The sequence below is a fragment of the Salipaludibacillus sp. CUR1 genome, assembly GCF_021028955.1.
Classification (GTDB): domain Bacteria; phylum Bacillota; class Bacilli; order Bacillales; family Salisediminibacteriaceae; genus Salipaludibacillus.
In genome coordinates, this window is record NZ_JAIWPE010000042.1 from 1 (window position 1) to 14,240 (window position 14,240).

General features: G+C 40.4%; 16 protein-coding genes and 4 tRNA genes. 18 read left to right on the top strand and 2 right to left on the bottom strand.

Features of this window, described 5'->3' with window-relative positions:
* Nucleotides 1–45: 45 nt before the first annotated feature.
* The 6 genes from K8O68_RS09385 (at nucleotide 46) to K8O68_RS09410 (ending at nucleotide 2,553) form a co-directional block, all read left to right on the top strand.
* Nucleotides 46–120 (top strand) — tRNA-Gly (locus tag K8O68_RS09385).
* A 3-nt stretch (nucleotides 121–123) separates the two neighbouring features.
* Nucleotides 124–197, top strand: a tRNA-Cys gene (locus K8O68_RS09390).
* Nucleotides 198–228: 31 nt separating this feature from the next.
* Nucleotides 229–317: transfer RNA gene (locus K8O68_RS09395), tRNA-Leu, on the top strand.
* Nucleotides 318–344: 27 nt separating this feature from the next.
* Nucleotides 345–429: transfer RNA gene (locus tag K8O68_RS09400), tRNA-Leu, on the top strand.
* 146 nt (nucleotides 430–575) lie between these two features.
* A complete protein-coding gene (locus K8O68_RS09405) occupies nucleotides 576–1,541 on the top strand; it encodes a tyrosine-type recombinase/integrase (RefSeq protein ID WP_230896639.1) in 966 nt (321 codons plus the stop codon).
* 133 nt (nucleotides 1,542–1,674) lie between these two features.
* Nucleotides 1,675–2,553 (top strand): helix-turn-helix domain-containing protein, encoded by an 879-nt coding sequence (locus tag K8O68_RS09410; protein ID WP_230896640.1) that lies wholly within the window; start codon nucleotides 1,675–1,677, stop codon nucleotides 2,551–2,553.
* 318 nt (nucleotides 2,554–2,871) lie between these two features.
* Here the strand turns inward: K8O68_RS09410 and K8O68_RS09415 are convergent, their stop codons facing one another.
* Nucleotides 2,872–3,708 (bottom strand): HNH endonuclease, encoded by an 837-nt coding sequence (locus K8O68_RS09415; protein WP_230896641.1) that lies wholly within the window; start codon nucleotides 3,706–3,708, stop codon nucleotides 2,872–2,874.
* Nucleotides 3,709–4,632: 924 nt separating this feature from the next.
* Between K8O68_RS09415 and K8O68_RS09420 the strand changes: the two genes are divergently transcribed.
* From K8O68_RS09420 to K8O68_RS09465, 10 genes are all read left to right on the top strand, one after another.
* Nucleotides 4,633–4,863, top strand: coding sequence for a helix-turn-helix domain-containing protein (locus K8O68_RS09420; RefSeq protein WP_230896642.1), 231 nt, complete (start codon nucleotides 4,633–4,635; stop codon nucleotides 4,861–4,863).
* Nucleotides 4,864–4,868: 5 nt separating this feature from the next.
* Nucleotides 4,869–5,054, top strand: coding sequence for a DUF5659 domain-containing protein (locus tag K8O68_RS09425; protein WP_230896643.1), 186 nt, complete (start codon nucleotides 4,869–4,871; stop codon nucleotides 5,052–5,054).
* A 6-nt stretch (nucleotides 5,055–5,060) separates the two neighbouring features.
* A complete protein-coding gene (locus K8O68_RS09430; RefSeq protein ID WP_230896644.1) occupies nucleotides 5,061–6,485 on the top strand; it encodes a TOTE conflict system archaeo-eukaryotic primase domain-containing protein in 1,425 nt (474 codons plus the stop codon).
* Nucleotides 6,486–6,615: 130 nt separating this feature from the next.
* Complete coding sequence (locus K8O68_RS09435; RefSeq protein ID WP_230896645.1) at nucleotides 6,616–6,804, top strand: hypothetical protein; 189 nt, start codon at nucleotides 6,616–6,618, stop codon at nucleotides 6,802–6,804.
* 17 nt (nucleotides 6,805–6,821) lie between these two features.
* The gene (locus K8O68_RS09440; RefSeq protein WP_230896646.1) at nucleotides 6,822–7,202 is read left to right on the top strand and encodes a hypothetical protein; all 381 of its coding nucleotides are present in this window, start codon (nucleotides 6,822–6,824) and stop codon (nucleotides 7,200–7,202) included.
* Nucleotides 7,195–7,554 (top strand): hypothetical protein, encoded by a 360-nt coding sequence (locus K8O68_RS09445; protein WP_230896647.1) that lies wholly within the window; start codon nucleotides 7,195–7,197, stop codon nucleotides 7,552–7,554. Before K8O68_RS09440 ends, K8O68_RS09445 begins: the two co-directional genes overlap by 8 nt.
* Before the next feature lie 147 nt (nucleotides 7,555–7,701).
* Nucleotides 7,702–7,869: a hypothetical protein gene (locus K8O68_RS09450; protein ID WP_230896648.1), complete on the top strand. Its 168-nt coding sequence runs from the start codon at nucleotides 7,702–7,704 to the stop codon at nucleotides 7,867–7,869.
* Nucleotides 7,870–7,979: 110 nt separating this feature from the next.
* On the top strand, nucleotides 7,980–8,525 hold the full coding sequence (locus K8O68_RS09455; RefSeq protein ID WP_230896649.1) for a hypothetical protein: 546 nt from the start codon (nucleotides 7,980–7,982) through the stop codon (nucleotides 8,523–8,525).
* Between the two features lies 1 nt (nucleotide 8,526).
* On the top strand, nucleotides 8,527–8,694 hold the full coding sequence (locus tag K8O68_RS09460) for a hypothetical protein (protein ID WP_230896650.1): 168 nt from the start codon (nucleotides 8,527–8,529) through the stop codon (nucleotides 8,692–8,694).
* A gap of 185 nt (nucleotides 8,695–8,879) precedes the next feature.
* Nucleotides 8,880–9,587, top strand: a complete 708-nt coding sequence (locus K8O68_RS09465; protein ID WP_230896651.1) for a hypothetical protein — start codon at nucleotides 8,880–8,882, stop codon at nucleotides 9,585–9,587.
* A 47-nt stretch (nucleotides 9,588–9,634) separates the two neighbouring features.
* Here K8O68_RS09465 and K8O68_RS09470 read toward each other — a convergent pair whose 3' ends face one another.
* Nucleotides 9,635–10,024, bottom strand: coding sequence for a hypothetical protein (locus K8O68_RS09470; protein WP_230896652.1), 390 nt, complete (start codon nucleotides 10,022–10,024; stop codon nucleotides 9,635–9,637).
* A 1,208-nt stretch (nucleotides 10,025–11,232) separates the two neighbouring features.
* Here K8O68_RS09470 and K8O68_RS09475 point away from each other — a divergent pair.
* Nucleotides 11,233–11,820, top strand: a complete 588-nt coding sequence (locus tag K8O68_RS09475; RefSeq protein ID WP_230896653.1) for a recombinase family protein — start codon at nucleotides 11,233–11,235, stop codon at nucleotides 11,818–11,820.
* Between the two features lie 764 nt (nucleotides 11,821–12,584).
* Nucleotides 12,585–13,472 carry a hypothetical protein gene (locus K8O68_RS09480; protein ID WP_230896654.1) on the top strand — a complete coding sequence of 296 codons (888 nt, stop codon included), beginning with the start codon at nucleotides 12,585–12,587 and terminating at the stop codon, nucleotides 13,470–13,472.
* The last annotated feature ends 768 nt before the right edge of the window (nucleotides 13,473–14,240 follow it).

A 14,240-nucleotide genomic window follows, 5' to 3' on the forward strand; every position in this document is an offset into this window, starting at 1 on the left:
CGTGATTCGCAGGTTCGAATCCTGCTGGGCCTGCCAGTTTAATATGCGGGAATAGCTCAGTGGTAGAGCACCACCTTGCCAAGGTGGGGGTCGCGGGTTCGAATCCCGTTTCCCGCTCCAGAAGGCGGCATAGCCAAGTGGTAAGGCAGAGGTCTGCAAAACCTTTATCACCGGTTCAAATCCGGTTGCCGCCTCCATTTTTTTTATATTCTATAATGTTCTTGTAATGCCGGGGTGGTGGAATTGGCAGACACACAGGACTTAAAATCCTGCGGTAAGTGATTACCGTGCCGGTTCAAGTCCGGCCCTCGGCACCAGACAATTTTAAATAGTTATTTTGATGTGCCGGTGTGGCGGAATTGGCAGACGCGCACGACTCAAAATCGTGTTCCTTCGGGAGTGCCGGTTCGACCCCGGCCACCGGTACCATTTAAAACGTTGATACAAGCGGAGTTTGAGCATTCAAACTTCGCTTTTTTGCGTTCATAGACGAATAATCACCCGTCAAATGATCGTTTGCATATGCGAAGCCTAACCGCTTTCCTTTTCAATATGAAAGGAGGGCGGTTTTTTCTATGTCCAAACGTAATAACCGGTTGTCGGATGATGAACTAAGGATAATCGGACAGTCTGTAACTACTGTCATGCTAGGTTTTGACGATGCTTTAAAGGATTTTATAAGCGATTGTGTACGCCGTGGATTACGAGAATACACCATTACTTATTACAAACGAGAGGTTAATGATTTTAGGCGGTGGCTACTTTTTACTGACCGGAGTTTAATGATTAGCGAGGTAGTGCGCCGAGATATTGACGAGTATATAGACTATTTACAGCAACACAAACAATTAAAGCCAGGAACGGTAAACGCACGCATTAGAGCGTTGAGGACGTTATTTAATTTTCTGTATAACACGAAACAGATCGATTCTAATCCTATGCACAAATACCCGCTTATGAAAGAACGGCGAGGCAATATAGAAACGTTCACCATAAAACAAATTAAGGCGTTATTAAATACACCCGACTTAAACACGTTTACAGGTCAGCGTGATTATACGTTTATGTTACTACTTTTAGAAACTGGTATACGTCTAAACGAAGCAACCGGAATACTAGCCGAAGATATAAAGATGAGTGAAGGCGTTGTATTCATCCGTCAGACTAAAAACCACTTTCACAGGTATGTACCGATACAGTCAAAAATGAAAGAGCAGCTTAGACGGTATTTAAAGATAAGAGGAACTTGTGAAACTGAACATTTATTCGTGACATTAGACGGCAAACCCATGACACGGAGCAGCTTGCAAAAGGTCGTTAGGTTTCATGGCGACAACGCAGGAATAAAAGGCGTTCGACTTTCAGCGCATACTTTCCGCCATACCTTTGCAAAACTTTCTGTTATAAACGGCGCCGGAATTTTTGAACTACAAAAAATACTAGGTCACTCAACAATGGAAATGGTTCGGACATATGTAAATCTATTTTCAAGCGAAGTTAATCAGAAACATAAAGAATTTTCACCGCTTAAAGACTTGTAAAACAAAAAAAAGAGCCAGCCCCGCAAAAGCGAGAACTGACACGTAGTAAGGTACTGTCAGTATACCGAAAAAACCGCAGTTTGTAAATTCTGTTTTTCTGCCGGTTTAACCGAACGTATGTTCTATCCGTGGCGTGGCTTTACCGGAGGGAATAGCAATGTTTAATGCAGATGTAACGACTTATGAATCATTGACCACGTTTGACAATAAGGAAGACCTAAACGCAGCTATCAACGCACACCGCACGGCACATAAAGAGGACTTAACAGACATTATGCGCCAAGTGTTATTTGTTATCGGTAAGTATGCCGTTAAATATCCGGGCGTGTGTTATCTCCGTAAAACTCAGCTAGGCTTAAAAGTAGGTAGATCACGCCGTACAATTATACGTATATGTAACCGCTTGGAAGAATTAGGTATAATCCGTCAGTACGAAACGAGACGTGTTAAAGGCGACAAGCGGCGTGCAAGTAATGCAATCGTCATACAGCCGGTAGATATGCCGGAAAGTAAGCAGACAGACGGCAAAGACGACGAGCAGACGGACAAGCCTGTAAAGGACGATAAGCAAGCGTCACAACAAAACGACACATCAGCCTGTCACAGCTTAAATACACCGATTAAGACACCTATTAATAATAATATAAATACACATAACGATACACAAAAGGCAGATTTTAAGACTAATAACCTGTTAGATTCGTCATTTTTAAAAAACAGTTTACCGAAATTACTTTATAGAACGTTATCACCGTTTTTTGATGTAAAAGAACTTTACAGCGTAGTAGGCACGATTTACAAAGCGAAAGCCAGCGTATCTAAAGCGCTACTAATTGAACAAGCGCCGGAAGCCTTCACGGACGCCATAAAGGCAGTCATACGCCGCCTTAAAGCGGGCGAGGTGTCGAATTTACACGGCTATTTATACGCTACTATTAGGCGGACGTGTGCCGAGATTGAACGGAAGGCAAGCGTTAAGCCCTCCTTATTGGAGCAGTATATACACGGTTAAAGGGTGTGGACTAGACTTAGGCTATCGTTTACCTCCGTCTTGGTTGCGTACCGTCGATTCAATTTCGCGCTTTAATTTACGTCCTTTCAGACTAACGTTATATATGACGGCGAGGGGCGACGACTGGAAACGTATGTATACACAGCGTAACCAGTAACACGACTATCTCTTCACCGCCCTAAGATACGGTGGGACGCTTTCGTGGATATTTCACCATACAAAAAGCCACCTTTTAAGGTGACTTGCTTTAGGTTACTTTATCTAGTCGTTACACCTTTCTAACGTTTCCAAATAGGCTTAGCACGGGATTAGCATACTTCATGTTAGGTAATCGAAATAATCGTGAATCTTTTGCACTCTTGCATGTGAGTAAAACGGTTTATCTGAATACCACTCATCAAAACGCTTATCCATTTTACTCGAATTGCAATTCCTGCAAACGGGAAGAATATTTCCTTTGATATAGTGCCCACCGTTGCTGAGAGGTATAAAATGATCTTGAGTAGCATTAGTCATTTTTTTACCACAATAAGCGCACTCATTATTAAAGTAATCCTTGCATTTTTCCCATTCCTCCTGAGTGAAGTCCGCTTTCAGTTTCCTTTTTCTTGCGTTTCTGACTTGTGAACTTTTAACTCTCAATGCTCTGTGTTTTTCGGGGTTGTCTTTAGACCACTGTTTCGCCCTTTCGATATTCTTGTCTGCATTATTTTTGTGGTACTCCTTATAGTATTCAAGGTGGTAATCACGATTTTTTTCGTAATACACCCTTTTCCTATTAAGGTACAACGGTCTGATAGAATCCTTGTATACTTGCACCTTGTTAGCGTGACAAGATTTACATTCACCATAAAATCCGCCGTTACCACGTCTGTAATAATCAGTCACAGGCTTGACTATCCCACAGTGACTACAAACTTTATCCTTTTTTTCTAATTCCTCGGAAGTCCTCTGCTCTTTTTTCTCTTTCGATTTCCAATACCATTCCTTATTCCGCTTGTTCTTTTTGTCTCTGTGTTTTTCCCTATATCTAACCCCTTGTTCACTAGCGCATTGTTTGCAATAGTTTTTAAGCCCATCTTTCGAGTTTTTGTTTTTGGAAAACTTACTAACCTCTTTTTCTTCTTTGCAAGATGTACAAATTTTAGTTTCCATTTGATTACCTCCGGTTTGGGATATACTGTTATTTGAACGTTTTAAAGCGCATAGTAGGCGGTGATACTATACGTCTTAAATCGTACCTATTGCGTACCTTATGACGTATTTAAGGCGTTCATTATTGAACCAGGATTCGCTATACAGGGGGTTACCGCCGGACGTATCACGGCAGACACTGGAGTCATAACGGAAATGGCAGAGGAACAAGGGCGTTATTATCGGTAGAAGGAAACCAGTAACGGACAAATAAATTATACATCGCGTAAATACTTGCGGCAACAAGTGCGGTGTGAACTCTAACGACGGCAATTTTATAGATTGGATATATACGGAGGGCTAACGAATAAGTTAGTCCTTTTTATGTTTCCGGTTGTCAACAGTAATACTTGCGAAAGTGTGCGAAAACGGCAACCTCATCCGTAGTATAAGTAGGAGGTAAATTTTAGCGGAACTGTACGAAAACGCATACCGCATTTGTAGTATAAGTAAGGGGTAAATAGCGCTTTAAGTGTGCGGATAGACTGCTGGGCGGTGTATAGATATTGAGCGGTAATATGTCCGTTAATAGGTAGGTGATTAACGTAAGGTACAGCCCACCTGTGAAAAAGTCCTCGTTACTTTGTGAGAGAACTTTTTCACAGGTGGGCGTACCTAGCCGACATACGCCGTTAATTTGTCCGTTGCAATACGTGTCAAGGTTACGTCTTGTCAGACTTAGGGTGCGTTTTAAACGGTATTTTTCTCAAACTCTTTCTAACTTGAACTTAATAAAAGAGGGATACTTTTTAGCTACTAGTTTTATTGTTTCTCTCTGCCACTTCTTGCGTACAGCCGTCTTAAAGGCGGCAAACATTCTCTTTTTTTTTTCGCTTGGATGTGCCTATTACGGAACAAAACTATATTACACCGAAAGGAGAGCGTATGAATGTTAAACAATTGAGGACTTTAAGGGCGTTACTTTACATGAGCCGGCGCCAGTTTGCGGAAAAGATCGGGGTCAGTTTTAAACTTGTATACCTCATGGAAAACGGTCAACGGAGCATAACAGACGCTACACTAAACAAGATTAATCGAACATTCAACCGGCAGTTAATCGAAAAGGCTAAGGAAGTAGCCACGGAATTAAACGAAATTAACCGGAAGGAGAGTTAAAGAACATGATTAAAGAACGTACTTCAAAATGTATCCTCAGTTTACAGGTTGCCAGGAAATTAATGGCGGCGGGTTTTCAGTGTATTGACATAGACATGTCAAAAAAGAAAAAAGGCAATCTTGTATTTGTATTTGAAGATTCACCAGAATTAGAGCAGGAACTTAATAAGATAATGCAAAAGGGGGACTAATTACGAGTGGAACAGCTAAAAACAAACAGCCAAACAGAAGTTATAACGAAATTAAACGAATTATACATAATGACACGTAAAAAATACCTTATACAATTCCCGGAGCAGTACGTCACCTTAAATAAAGACAGGCAACCTAATGTATTTTACTTAAACGACAGTCTGTTAAAGAAGCATTTAGAGGGCAACTGTGCTTATGGAGTCTTTGCAGGCGGATACTTTACAAAATTTATTACTTTTGACGTTGATTCAAACGATATAACTGTTTCAAGGTGGGCGACCGGTAAATTAGTTATGATACTGACAGAGGAATACGGCATTAACAGGAAAGATTTACACGTCAGTTTATCCGGCAGCAAAGGCTATCACGTTGATATATTCTTTTCAAGTCCGGTCAGTGTTAACGACTTATTAAAGTTTTATTACGCTGTCATCCAAGACGTGGGCGCAATTCCAAAAGGTCAAATAGAGTTTAGACCGTCCTGGCATCAAGGTGTAAAATTGCCGTTAGGTGTACACCAACGAACAGGCAACCGGTGCTGGTTTGTTGATAACTGGACATTAGAGCCGATAGAATCATACGATTACATATTGAACATTAAACCTATTGAACCGGCAGTTATTACAGATCAGTATTTCGACATATCGGACGAACAGGCGGAGGAATTTAATTCAGTCGTTGAAGAAACAGACATAACCGTAAATAAGGCGGACTTTGAAAAGGGGTTCAGTAACGCAATTAAGATATTAGACGCCGGGCAGTTACTTTCGTCTAATAGCAGACATAACGCCACTTTTAACCTTGCAAGGTTCTTCTTGTCTCAAGGATACGAAGAAGACGAAGCCGAAACGAAAATACTAACCGTATTACATAATACACCGAGAGACTATTTCAGCGCCGACAGCACACCGGAACATTGGCAAAAGGAAGCGCATAGACTTGTTGGGCTTGTCTACCAAAAGCAATATACTTTCGGAAATCAAACGCAGGAAATAGAAGTTTCAAAGTCTGAAATACTTGCTATTTTGTCCGCAGGAACGTTCAGGACGAAACAACTTCTATACGCTATGTTAGTCACTAGTAAGCGGTATGGTAATCCATTTTACTTAACGGAATCAACTGGAATGAAAATGATCGGTACATCATCCAAAGAGACATTCAGTAACGCGTTAAAAAGGCTTATAAATAGTGAATTACTGGAGTATACAAGAAAAGGAGAAATAGACAAAGCGCGAAGCAGACAGGAAGGGCGCCCACACTACAAGCCTAATATGTACAGACTTCTTATAGCTGAACCGGTAGAGAATGAACCGAAAGTAAACGTAACTGATAATGATACGTTGGTAGACGTTGCAACTAAGTTACTTAATACAAGCGAGATAAGGCGTTATGTTAAGCGCAAGGAGTATAACAACCGGTGGAAACGGTAGGGGCGTTGGTTTACGTTCTATACCTATATAAATATGTTATTCTCCCCGAAAAGGAACACTTGCCCAATATAAATTTAACATAACCGATAGTCAATAGCAATAACAAAAGATAGGAGCGATTAAAAAAAAAATGAATGAAAAGCGATTGAACCACTTACAGGCGCACTTAAATATGCTATCTAACATCTACGCTACGTCAATGCATCATTATAAGTCAGAAGCGAACAAAGTCCACACGATAACGGAGATTATCCGCACTATACGAGCCATAGAGCATGAACTAGGCATTAACCAGCAGCGAAACAACCCGGAAGACTAAAAGGAGGTTATACGCAAATGAAGAACTACGCAGAGAACGTACTAGTTACGGAGATATACGCCGGAAACACCGTCAGGACTAAAACAATGCGTTTACAGGACGGTATTTTGTGCGATATTGAACCGTTATGTTACGAACCAACGGCAACCGGTTACAGGGCGACAGTGCAGGCGACAGCAGACGTAATAAGCCCGGACGATGGCGGCGACAATTACAGCGTGGCAACCGTATTTGTAACGGACAGTGTGACCGGTGAAATCGTGGACGAAAGCGAGTTAACCTTAGACGCCAAGACGGAAGGTACCGCCCTAAACCACGCCTATAATCACGGCTACGAGCGAGCGCAAGAGTTAAGATTTACGGAAATTGTCGTAATGGATGGGGTAAACCATGAGTAACCTTAAACACGACTTAGCCCGGTATGTTAAAGAGCATTGCGCCACTTATGCCGGTAACGGACGCTGCCACCTTGACCGCCCATGCGTTTATTTTACAGACGGTGACGACTTTGAACGGTGTATATATGCGGAAAATTGCGTATTGCCCGGCAGTGATACGTTATGGAGCAGATATTTAAACATACATAATCAGGCGGTAAATAGTAAGGCTTGCGTAAGGTGTGCGGTTATATTTGACCCGACTAACAACCGGCAAAAATACTGCAAAAATTGCGCTAAGGAAAGGCGAAAAGAAAGGCAGCGAAACTATATGCGGGAGGTGAGGAAACGGAAGAATAACTACGAAACTTAATCGACTTTTAATTTAGCTTTTCAGACGAATAACAGGCGATTTTGCAAGGAAATTAAAGGCACACAGCAACGCAAAGGCTAAGTGAATACTATAAGTTATGAACCGTAAAAACAGGCTTTAAAAAGCTAAAAAAGGAGAGGAAATGGTATGTCAAAGTGGGATGGCTTAAGAACCGAGAAGCAGTTACGTAAACGTAAGAAGGCGAAGGATGGTAAAGATTGGGCTAATAAACTACTAGAGAGAATAAAAGAAAAAGAAGAAAAGAAGAAGATGACAGACAGCGGGGCGGCTGGTAATTATGGTAAAGAGTCGTAGTAACTCAAACACCGCCATTATAACCGACTGCAAGCAGGAAATTAGCAAGGTATTAGCGACTAATGAACGGATTATAAAACTATTAAACGATTATAGGGAGCGTGTGACAAATGGCAGATAAAGGACAAACGGAATTCACACAAAAGGAAGTAGACCAGGTTATTGCAGACAGGCTAGAACGATTCCACAGGGCAGAAGAACGCCTGCGCGAGAAGGCGATAGAATCCGGCGAGGAAGTCGATTACAAAGCGGAGTATGAGCGACTAAAGCAGGAGCATGACGAATGGAAAGCGAAGCAAGAGGACGACCAGCAAGCGAACTATGACCGCCAGTTACAAGCGGAAAAGGAACGTTTAGAATTACTGCAAGCCGAACAGGCGGAACTAGAGCGAGCGGAATACATACTTGAACGATTGCAAGATGAAGGTTTCACGGACGAGAAGGCGGAAAGCCTTATAACGTATATTGCCGGAAATACTGAGGACGAGATAGACGACAGTATAAATTTATTGGTAGAGGTGCGCAAATCTAAGCCGAAGTACGGCGACCCGAGTCCTGGACCCGTCGGTAACCGGAAGCAGCCGAAACAAAAAGACGGTAGAGAACACGGTAGATCGATGTATCAACGACTTCGAGGCAAGTTAGGAGGGCGGTAATATGACGGATACAAGCGACTTACAGCAGATCAAAGCGCAGGCTGATGAGCTAGAAAAGGAGATATCCGCCAGAAAGCAACGTAAGAGACGGCTGGACATACTTAAAGCGGAAAAGGTAGACAAAACGGTGTATGATACCATCTTTGAGTTTGCCAGCCGGTTAACCTGAGACAGACGAGGACTTCAGAAACCTTATAAATCAGCTTAAATCAGACGTAGGTATTAAAACGATTAAGCCGGAGTATCAGCATAACGGGTTAACAGGACAGCAGCAGAAACAAGGAGCAAGCAAGTTTTTTAAATAAGCAACATTAAAACGAGACTAAACTTAAATTAAAAGGAGATTGATTAAATATGAGTACAGAATACATTTTAACGACAGGTGCCGTAGTAGAGGGCGAGCAAATGAAACACGAAGCTAAAACGCTAATAGCGGTAGAACCGGGCGAAGCTGAGTCGTTGGTAAATAGCGGAATGGCTTTACGTGTGGATACGGCTAAGTTAGATAAGTACGAAACTGAAACGAATAGACTCGTAGAACAGGCGAAAAAGGAAATCAGCGCCATGCGTAATAGCGGCAATCCAGCACACACTAAGGAAGTGAAAGAGTACGAAATAAAGCAGATAAGACAGCGGCTGGAAGACGAGGTAAACGAAATTAATAAGCAGTGGCAGGCGGAAAAAGCCGAAATGGAGAAGGAAGCAACCGAACTGTATCATACATACGAGGTTAAAATATCGGACAAAGAGCGCCAGAAGGCGAATCAGATTAAGGACGACTTCCTTATAGCGGTAGCAACCGGCAATGCAGCCGATGCAATGGCAGATTTTAAAGAGCGGTTAAACTACGTCAATCACAGTACACTTCAGGCATTGAAGTCGCATTACTCCGAGTTAAGCCCGATACTTGACGATAACTTCACAGCAACGCAGAAAAGAACGCTGTTAAACGAAATAAACCGGGAGCCGCAGGAGCGATTAGCCACGGCTGCAGTACGGCAGTTACCGGATACAGCGGATTTAAATTATCGTATGTGGCGTGCAGTGACAGATCGTAAGTAAATACGGATAACTAAGGAGGGATGGCGGTAAATGACGCTGTCCCTTTTTTACAAATAAAATGTTTTCTTTTTATAAGATAGATGATTTAGAGCGTAATCATGCCTATTAAAGCTACAACCATATTTATTATTAATTGCCTGCATAATTAGTTGAGTTGATTCTTCTAGTGTCATACTATCTCCTGAAATATCCTTGTACGGTAATTCGACTTCATATAAGTTTTTACCTCCACCATTTGAGTTATATCTTGCTACAACTTTACATCTGACTATTACAGAGTGCCTTTCCTTCCCTTTTAATCTTTTAATTAGTTTAGTAACCGGTTTTTTTAAAGGTTTAAACACAAGAAGGAAAAGAGCGCCGAAAATAGTTACGATAATATGTATGGTTATTTCTGACCACGTAAGTTCATAAAAATATTTTAAAATTTCTTCCATGAACATAACCACCTTAATTTATTAAATTACACCTATACATTTTACCATATTTCGGTAGTTGCGTTTCACATAGTTAGCACTAGGTACTAATATGGAAGAAACTCGTATATACAAGTTAATAGGCGTGTAACATATCGCATATATAACCGTTTACTTATATGCTTGTAGCGGTAAGTGTCCGGGGCAGTCAGTAGTAAGTCCGTTAAGTGGCGTGTATGTGCGGTGTGTATGTCCGTAGTAATACGTGTGCTATACGTAAATAATACGTATATTTACCTAGCAAAGCGCCACCACGGGCGACCGCCGAAAAACCGAGGGGTGACGATAGCCCTTCGTAAAATCCGAACATTAGGCGTTATTTCAAGGCTTAAGCAGTCTAACAGTCGCCTTGTATCCGTCCGCTGCCGTATATTTCCGTCATACCTCCGCCAGTAACCGCTATTTACCGGTAATACTCCTATAAATATGTACTACACTTCCCGCACTTTACCGCCTATACACCGCCATTAAGCCCCGCCGTACTAATTATATATACGCCATTTTAAGGACATAACCGTACAATCATACGCAGCATAAAAGATAATTGCGTTAGAATCGCCCTCTCAGCGCCATAAATAAGCCTGTATGGCGTGTGCTGACCGTTTACCATTCGCTGGCTTGTAACGTTGCCAGTAGCGTTGTATATGGCGTTGTATATCCGTAATATATGACGGTGAATTGATACATTATTGAGCGCACGTAAAACGGTATGCAGCCGTTAATTATTGCGCCAAGTCCTCAAATTGACGTTATATACGCTTTACCTTATAAGAGCATGTCTATCGGAAGTTAATGTCGTTAAAATCGTTCACTCAGCGTAGGAAGGGGCGGTACTGTTCGTTAATGGCGGTGAATTACGTTCTATACCTATATAAATATGTTATTCTCCCCGAAAAGGAACACTTCGGATAGGCGTCCGCAAAGGTATAAGCTACCGGATAGATAAGTTATAACCTTGTGACGGCGGTTTGATCGGTTAATTAAGTGAGTATACGGAAACTTAGCAGCCGGCGACCTTTACGGACTGTCTAAGCGTCCAAAAGTGTTAAGTTTTAGACGTGATATAAAAGTATCTAATATCCGTCTAATGTTAAGCTTTACACCGTCTAAAATATAGTCTATAATTAAAAGTGCAAAAGATATTAAACTTTTAGACGGAGGGATGCACTATGATTATCGGTTATGCGAGAGTGTCAACGGCAAAACAGGACTTACAGGCTCAGCAGGAATTATTAAAGGCGGAAGGTTGCGAACGTATTTATATCGAGAAAGTAACCGGCACTAGTACCGCCCAGCGTACAGAACTTAAAGCCATGATAGAAAACGTAAGGCACGGTGATAAAGTTATAGTAACTAAAATTGACCGGCTGGCACGTAGCATAATCGACCTTAACAAGATAGTAACCGAATTAACGGATAAAGGCGTATCCGTCCAGTTTATAAAGGATAATATGACCTTTGAGCCGGGCGAACATAACAAGCCTATGCAGACGTTAATGTTTAATATGCTAGGTTCGTTCGCACAGTTTGAACGTGATTTAATCGTTGAACGTACAACGGAAGGGCGAGAGCGAGCGAAAGCCCAGGGCAAACACTTAGGACGTAAAGGCAAGCCGAAAAAGGACGTACAACGAGCCATGAGCCTATACAGTGACCGAGATAACAACGGCATGAGCATAGCGGATATAGTAAAGGTGACAGGCGTACCAAGATCAACGATATACCACGAAGCCAAAAAGCAGAAAGCGGAAGTATAAAGCGATTAGCAAACCGAATAGCATACGTAAGTTAAAGCCAGTCCGAAGTATTAAGCGGATTGGTTTTTCTTTTGCGGTCAAACCGTAATCTAAGACGTATTTTAAAGCCAATTTACCAGTCAGAAACATTTCTAAAACTGGAATATCAAACGGCAGCCATAGTTTAGCCTTTGAGCGTATATTTAGCGTGTGTGAGCGTTCTTTGAGCGTCTGAGTGTTATACTACCTAACTGCCGTAATTAACCGTCTAAGCGTAAATATTTACTCCTTTATTAAGCTGTCTATACGTGTGTGTAGCGTTGATTTAACCGTTTTAATTAACGCAGACAATCAGCGTAATAACGTTAAGCCTTTGCTTTAATCGTCCTGGTTGCGTCTGTTTAACGTCACCAATAAGCGTAGCAGTAAGCAGACGTTACATAGACGTAGGATAACGTTAGTATGCGGACAAGGTAGCGACAGGCAAGCCGAAGCATTACGAAGGAACTACGAAAGAAACACGAACGAAACACGAACGATGTCCGCAGGTGTGACGGTGTACGTACGCATATGGTAGAGGTGGGCGCCGGGGCGGGGCAGTTTGTCAGATCGTTTGCCGCCTAGTGCCTCGTAGTTTCTTACAAAATATTTATAACCGGAGGGTATGAGGTATTATTATTTTTATAAATAATGGAATTTCATGTTAATATGAAAGTGGCTATATCTTTTTGAATGAACAGAATTAGTTAAATTACTCCTATAAAATAATTACCAGGAGAGGTTAAATGATAAATTATATTGCATTTGAGAAGAATAATACTAGGAAAATTATTAGACCTTTAACCGATGATGAAATTAATACAATTGATCAAGCTGGAAAAATGCTTTCAAAAATTCGTTACTTTGACAATTTATATATATTAGCACTTTTTGAATGGGAAGAGTTAATTGAGTTAGTCAAAAAATACTCTGAAAAAACTAATGAAGGAATATCTTATGATATATATGAATTTTATCTAAGAGTCAACAATAAACTAGGTAATTATTTATCTAACGCCAGGAAGTTTATTGATCAGTCAGAGATGAAGATATATCAAGAATACGGGAAAGAAACTAGTGTAGCAGAATTATGGGATTTAAAAAAAAGAGAGTTGTATGATGGGTATTTATCTTACCGCTTTCTATATCATCTAAGACATTTCACTCAGCATAATGGTTCGTTGCTTTTAAATCAATTCACAAAAAAAATTGTTCCGACTCAAACGGGGGAAGACCGTTTGTTAGAAATTAGGGTTTTAAGAAATTCATTATTGGATACATCTTTCAACTGGAATTCTAAGCTTAAAGGGGAAATAGAAAAGCTTCCTGAAAACATTAATATTATGAAGTATATAATAGAACATAAATATTGTTTAAAAGCCCTTTATTGTAAAATAATTGAAATCATTGCTAAGGAAGTATCAGAATCTTTTAGGGAGTATACTAACTTAATAAATTCATTTTATATAGATGGAAATCCATGTATATTCAAGTTTAAAAATGAAGAAAGTCTAAGGTATGAAAAAAATTACAAAAATAATTTCAATAGACTACCTTTACAAGAGATTTACAAGTACCTTGAAAAAATGGCGGAGACAGGGGCAATAAAACTTAATTATTATAAAGGAAAGTAAGTTAAGGTGTTTTTTAGACTTGTATATACTTTCTAATTTCGCTATACTTAACGCAAAGGAATAGCGGTAGTGTTCAAACTATCCGATAATCAGCGTTCAAATGGGCGATTGCATACCGACAGCCTGAAACGGTATTTTTCTACGACTCAAAATCGTGTTCCTTCGGGAGTGCCGGTTCGACCCCGGCCACCGGTACCATACATACAACAAAGCTTCTCACTTATGTGGGAGGCTTTTTTTATTTATTATTTTACTGGTGCATTGTTTAATATCCTTCCCAGTAATATAGACAACGATAGCCAGAATTTATTTCTTTAAAATATAGAAGTTGCACGCGAAAGATTTAAAAATGGAGAGAGAAGATAAAATCCATAGGAGATAAGCTTGGTTTATGTTCTTCTAATAAAAGTATTAGGTTATTATTTTATGGTTGCTGGCTCTGTTAAATAGTGTCCTGATATAGTGTGAAACATTAGACCTATATATTTTGGGCTTAAGATTTTCCCCCCTTTCTTTAAAAATTAATTGACCCAAGAATTATTTTCACTTACTATAGTATAAATAGTAATAATTACGATTTAACTGCAACTAATTAAGTGATAGGAAATATAAAAGTTTATATAAACTGATAAAAAAACAAAGAAAAACAAAAAGGAGCATTCCTGTAAGAAAGAAATTTGGGGTTTGAACAAAAAAGAGCCCCCTTGGTATGATACGAGGTGTCCAAAGCTGATCAGCGAAAAGGACCCTTAATTGATACCCAAGGAG

What these genes read in the sequence shown, in the direction of transcription:
- K8O68_RS09440 (WP_230896646.1), top strand. Translation starts at nt 6,822, where the DNA reads ATGAAGAACTACGCAGAGAACGTACTAGTTACGGAGATATACGCCGGA.
- K8O68_RS09480 (WP_230896654.1), top strand. Translation starts at nt 12,585, where the DNA reads ATGATAAATTATATTGCATTTGAGAAGAATAATACTAGGAAAATTATT.
- K8O68_RS09425 (WP_230896643.1), top strand. Translation starts at nt 4,869, where the DNA reads ATGATTAAAGAACGTACTTCAAAATGTATCCTCAGTTTACAGGTTGCC.
- K8O68_RS09445 (WP_230896647.1), top strand. Translation starts at nt 7,195, where the DNA reads ATGAGTAACCTTAAACACGACTTAGCCCGGTATGTTAAAGAGCATTGC.
- K8O68_RS09405 (WP_230896639.1), top strand. Translation starts at nt 576, where the DNA reads ATGTCCAAACGTAATAACCGGTTGTCGGATGATGAACTAAGGATAATC.
- K8O68_RS09460 (WP_230896650.1), top strand. Translation starts at nt 8,527, where the DNA reads ATGACGGATACAAGCGACTTACAGCAGATCAAAGCGCAGGCTGATGAG.
- K8O68_RS09450 (WP_230896648.1), top strand. Translation starts at nt 7,702, where the DNA reads ATGTCAAAGTGGGATGGCTTAAGAACCGAGAAGCAGTTACGTAAACGT.
- K8O68_RS09435 (WP_230896645.1), top strand. Translation starts at nt 6,616, where the DNA reads ATGAATGAAAAGCGATTGAACCACTTACAGGCGCACTTAAATATGCTA.
- K8O68_RS09470 (WP_230896652.1), bottom strand. Translation starts at nt 10,024, where the DNA reads ATGGAAGAAATTTTAAAATATTTTTATGAACTTACGTGGTCAGAAATA.
- K8O68_RS09455 (WP_230896649.1), top strand. Translation starts at nt 7,980, where the DNA reads ATGGCAGATAAAGGACAAACGGAATTCACACAAAAGGAAGTAGACCAG.
- K8O68_RS09465 (WP_230896651.1), top strand. Translation starts at nt 8,880, where the DNA reads ATGAGTACAGAATACATTTTAACGACAGGTGCCGTAGTAGAGGGCGAG.
- K8O68_RS09475 (WP_230896653.1), top strand. Translation starts at nt 11,233, where the DNA reads ATGATTATCGGTTATGCGAGAGTGTCAACGGCAAAACAGGACTTACAG.
- K8O68_RS09420 (WP_230896642.1), top strand. Translation starts at nt 4,633, where the DNA reads ATGAATGTTAAACAATTGAGGACTTTAAGGGCGTTACTTTACATGAGC.
- K8O68_RS09415 (WP_230896641.1), bottom strand. Translation starts at nt 3,708, where the DNA reads ATGGAAACTAAAATTTGTACATCTTGCAAAGAAGAAAAAGAGGTTAGT.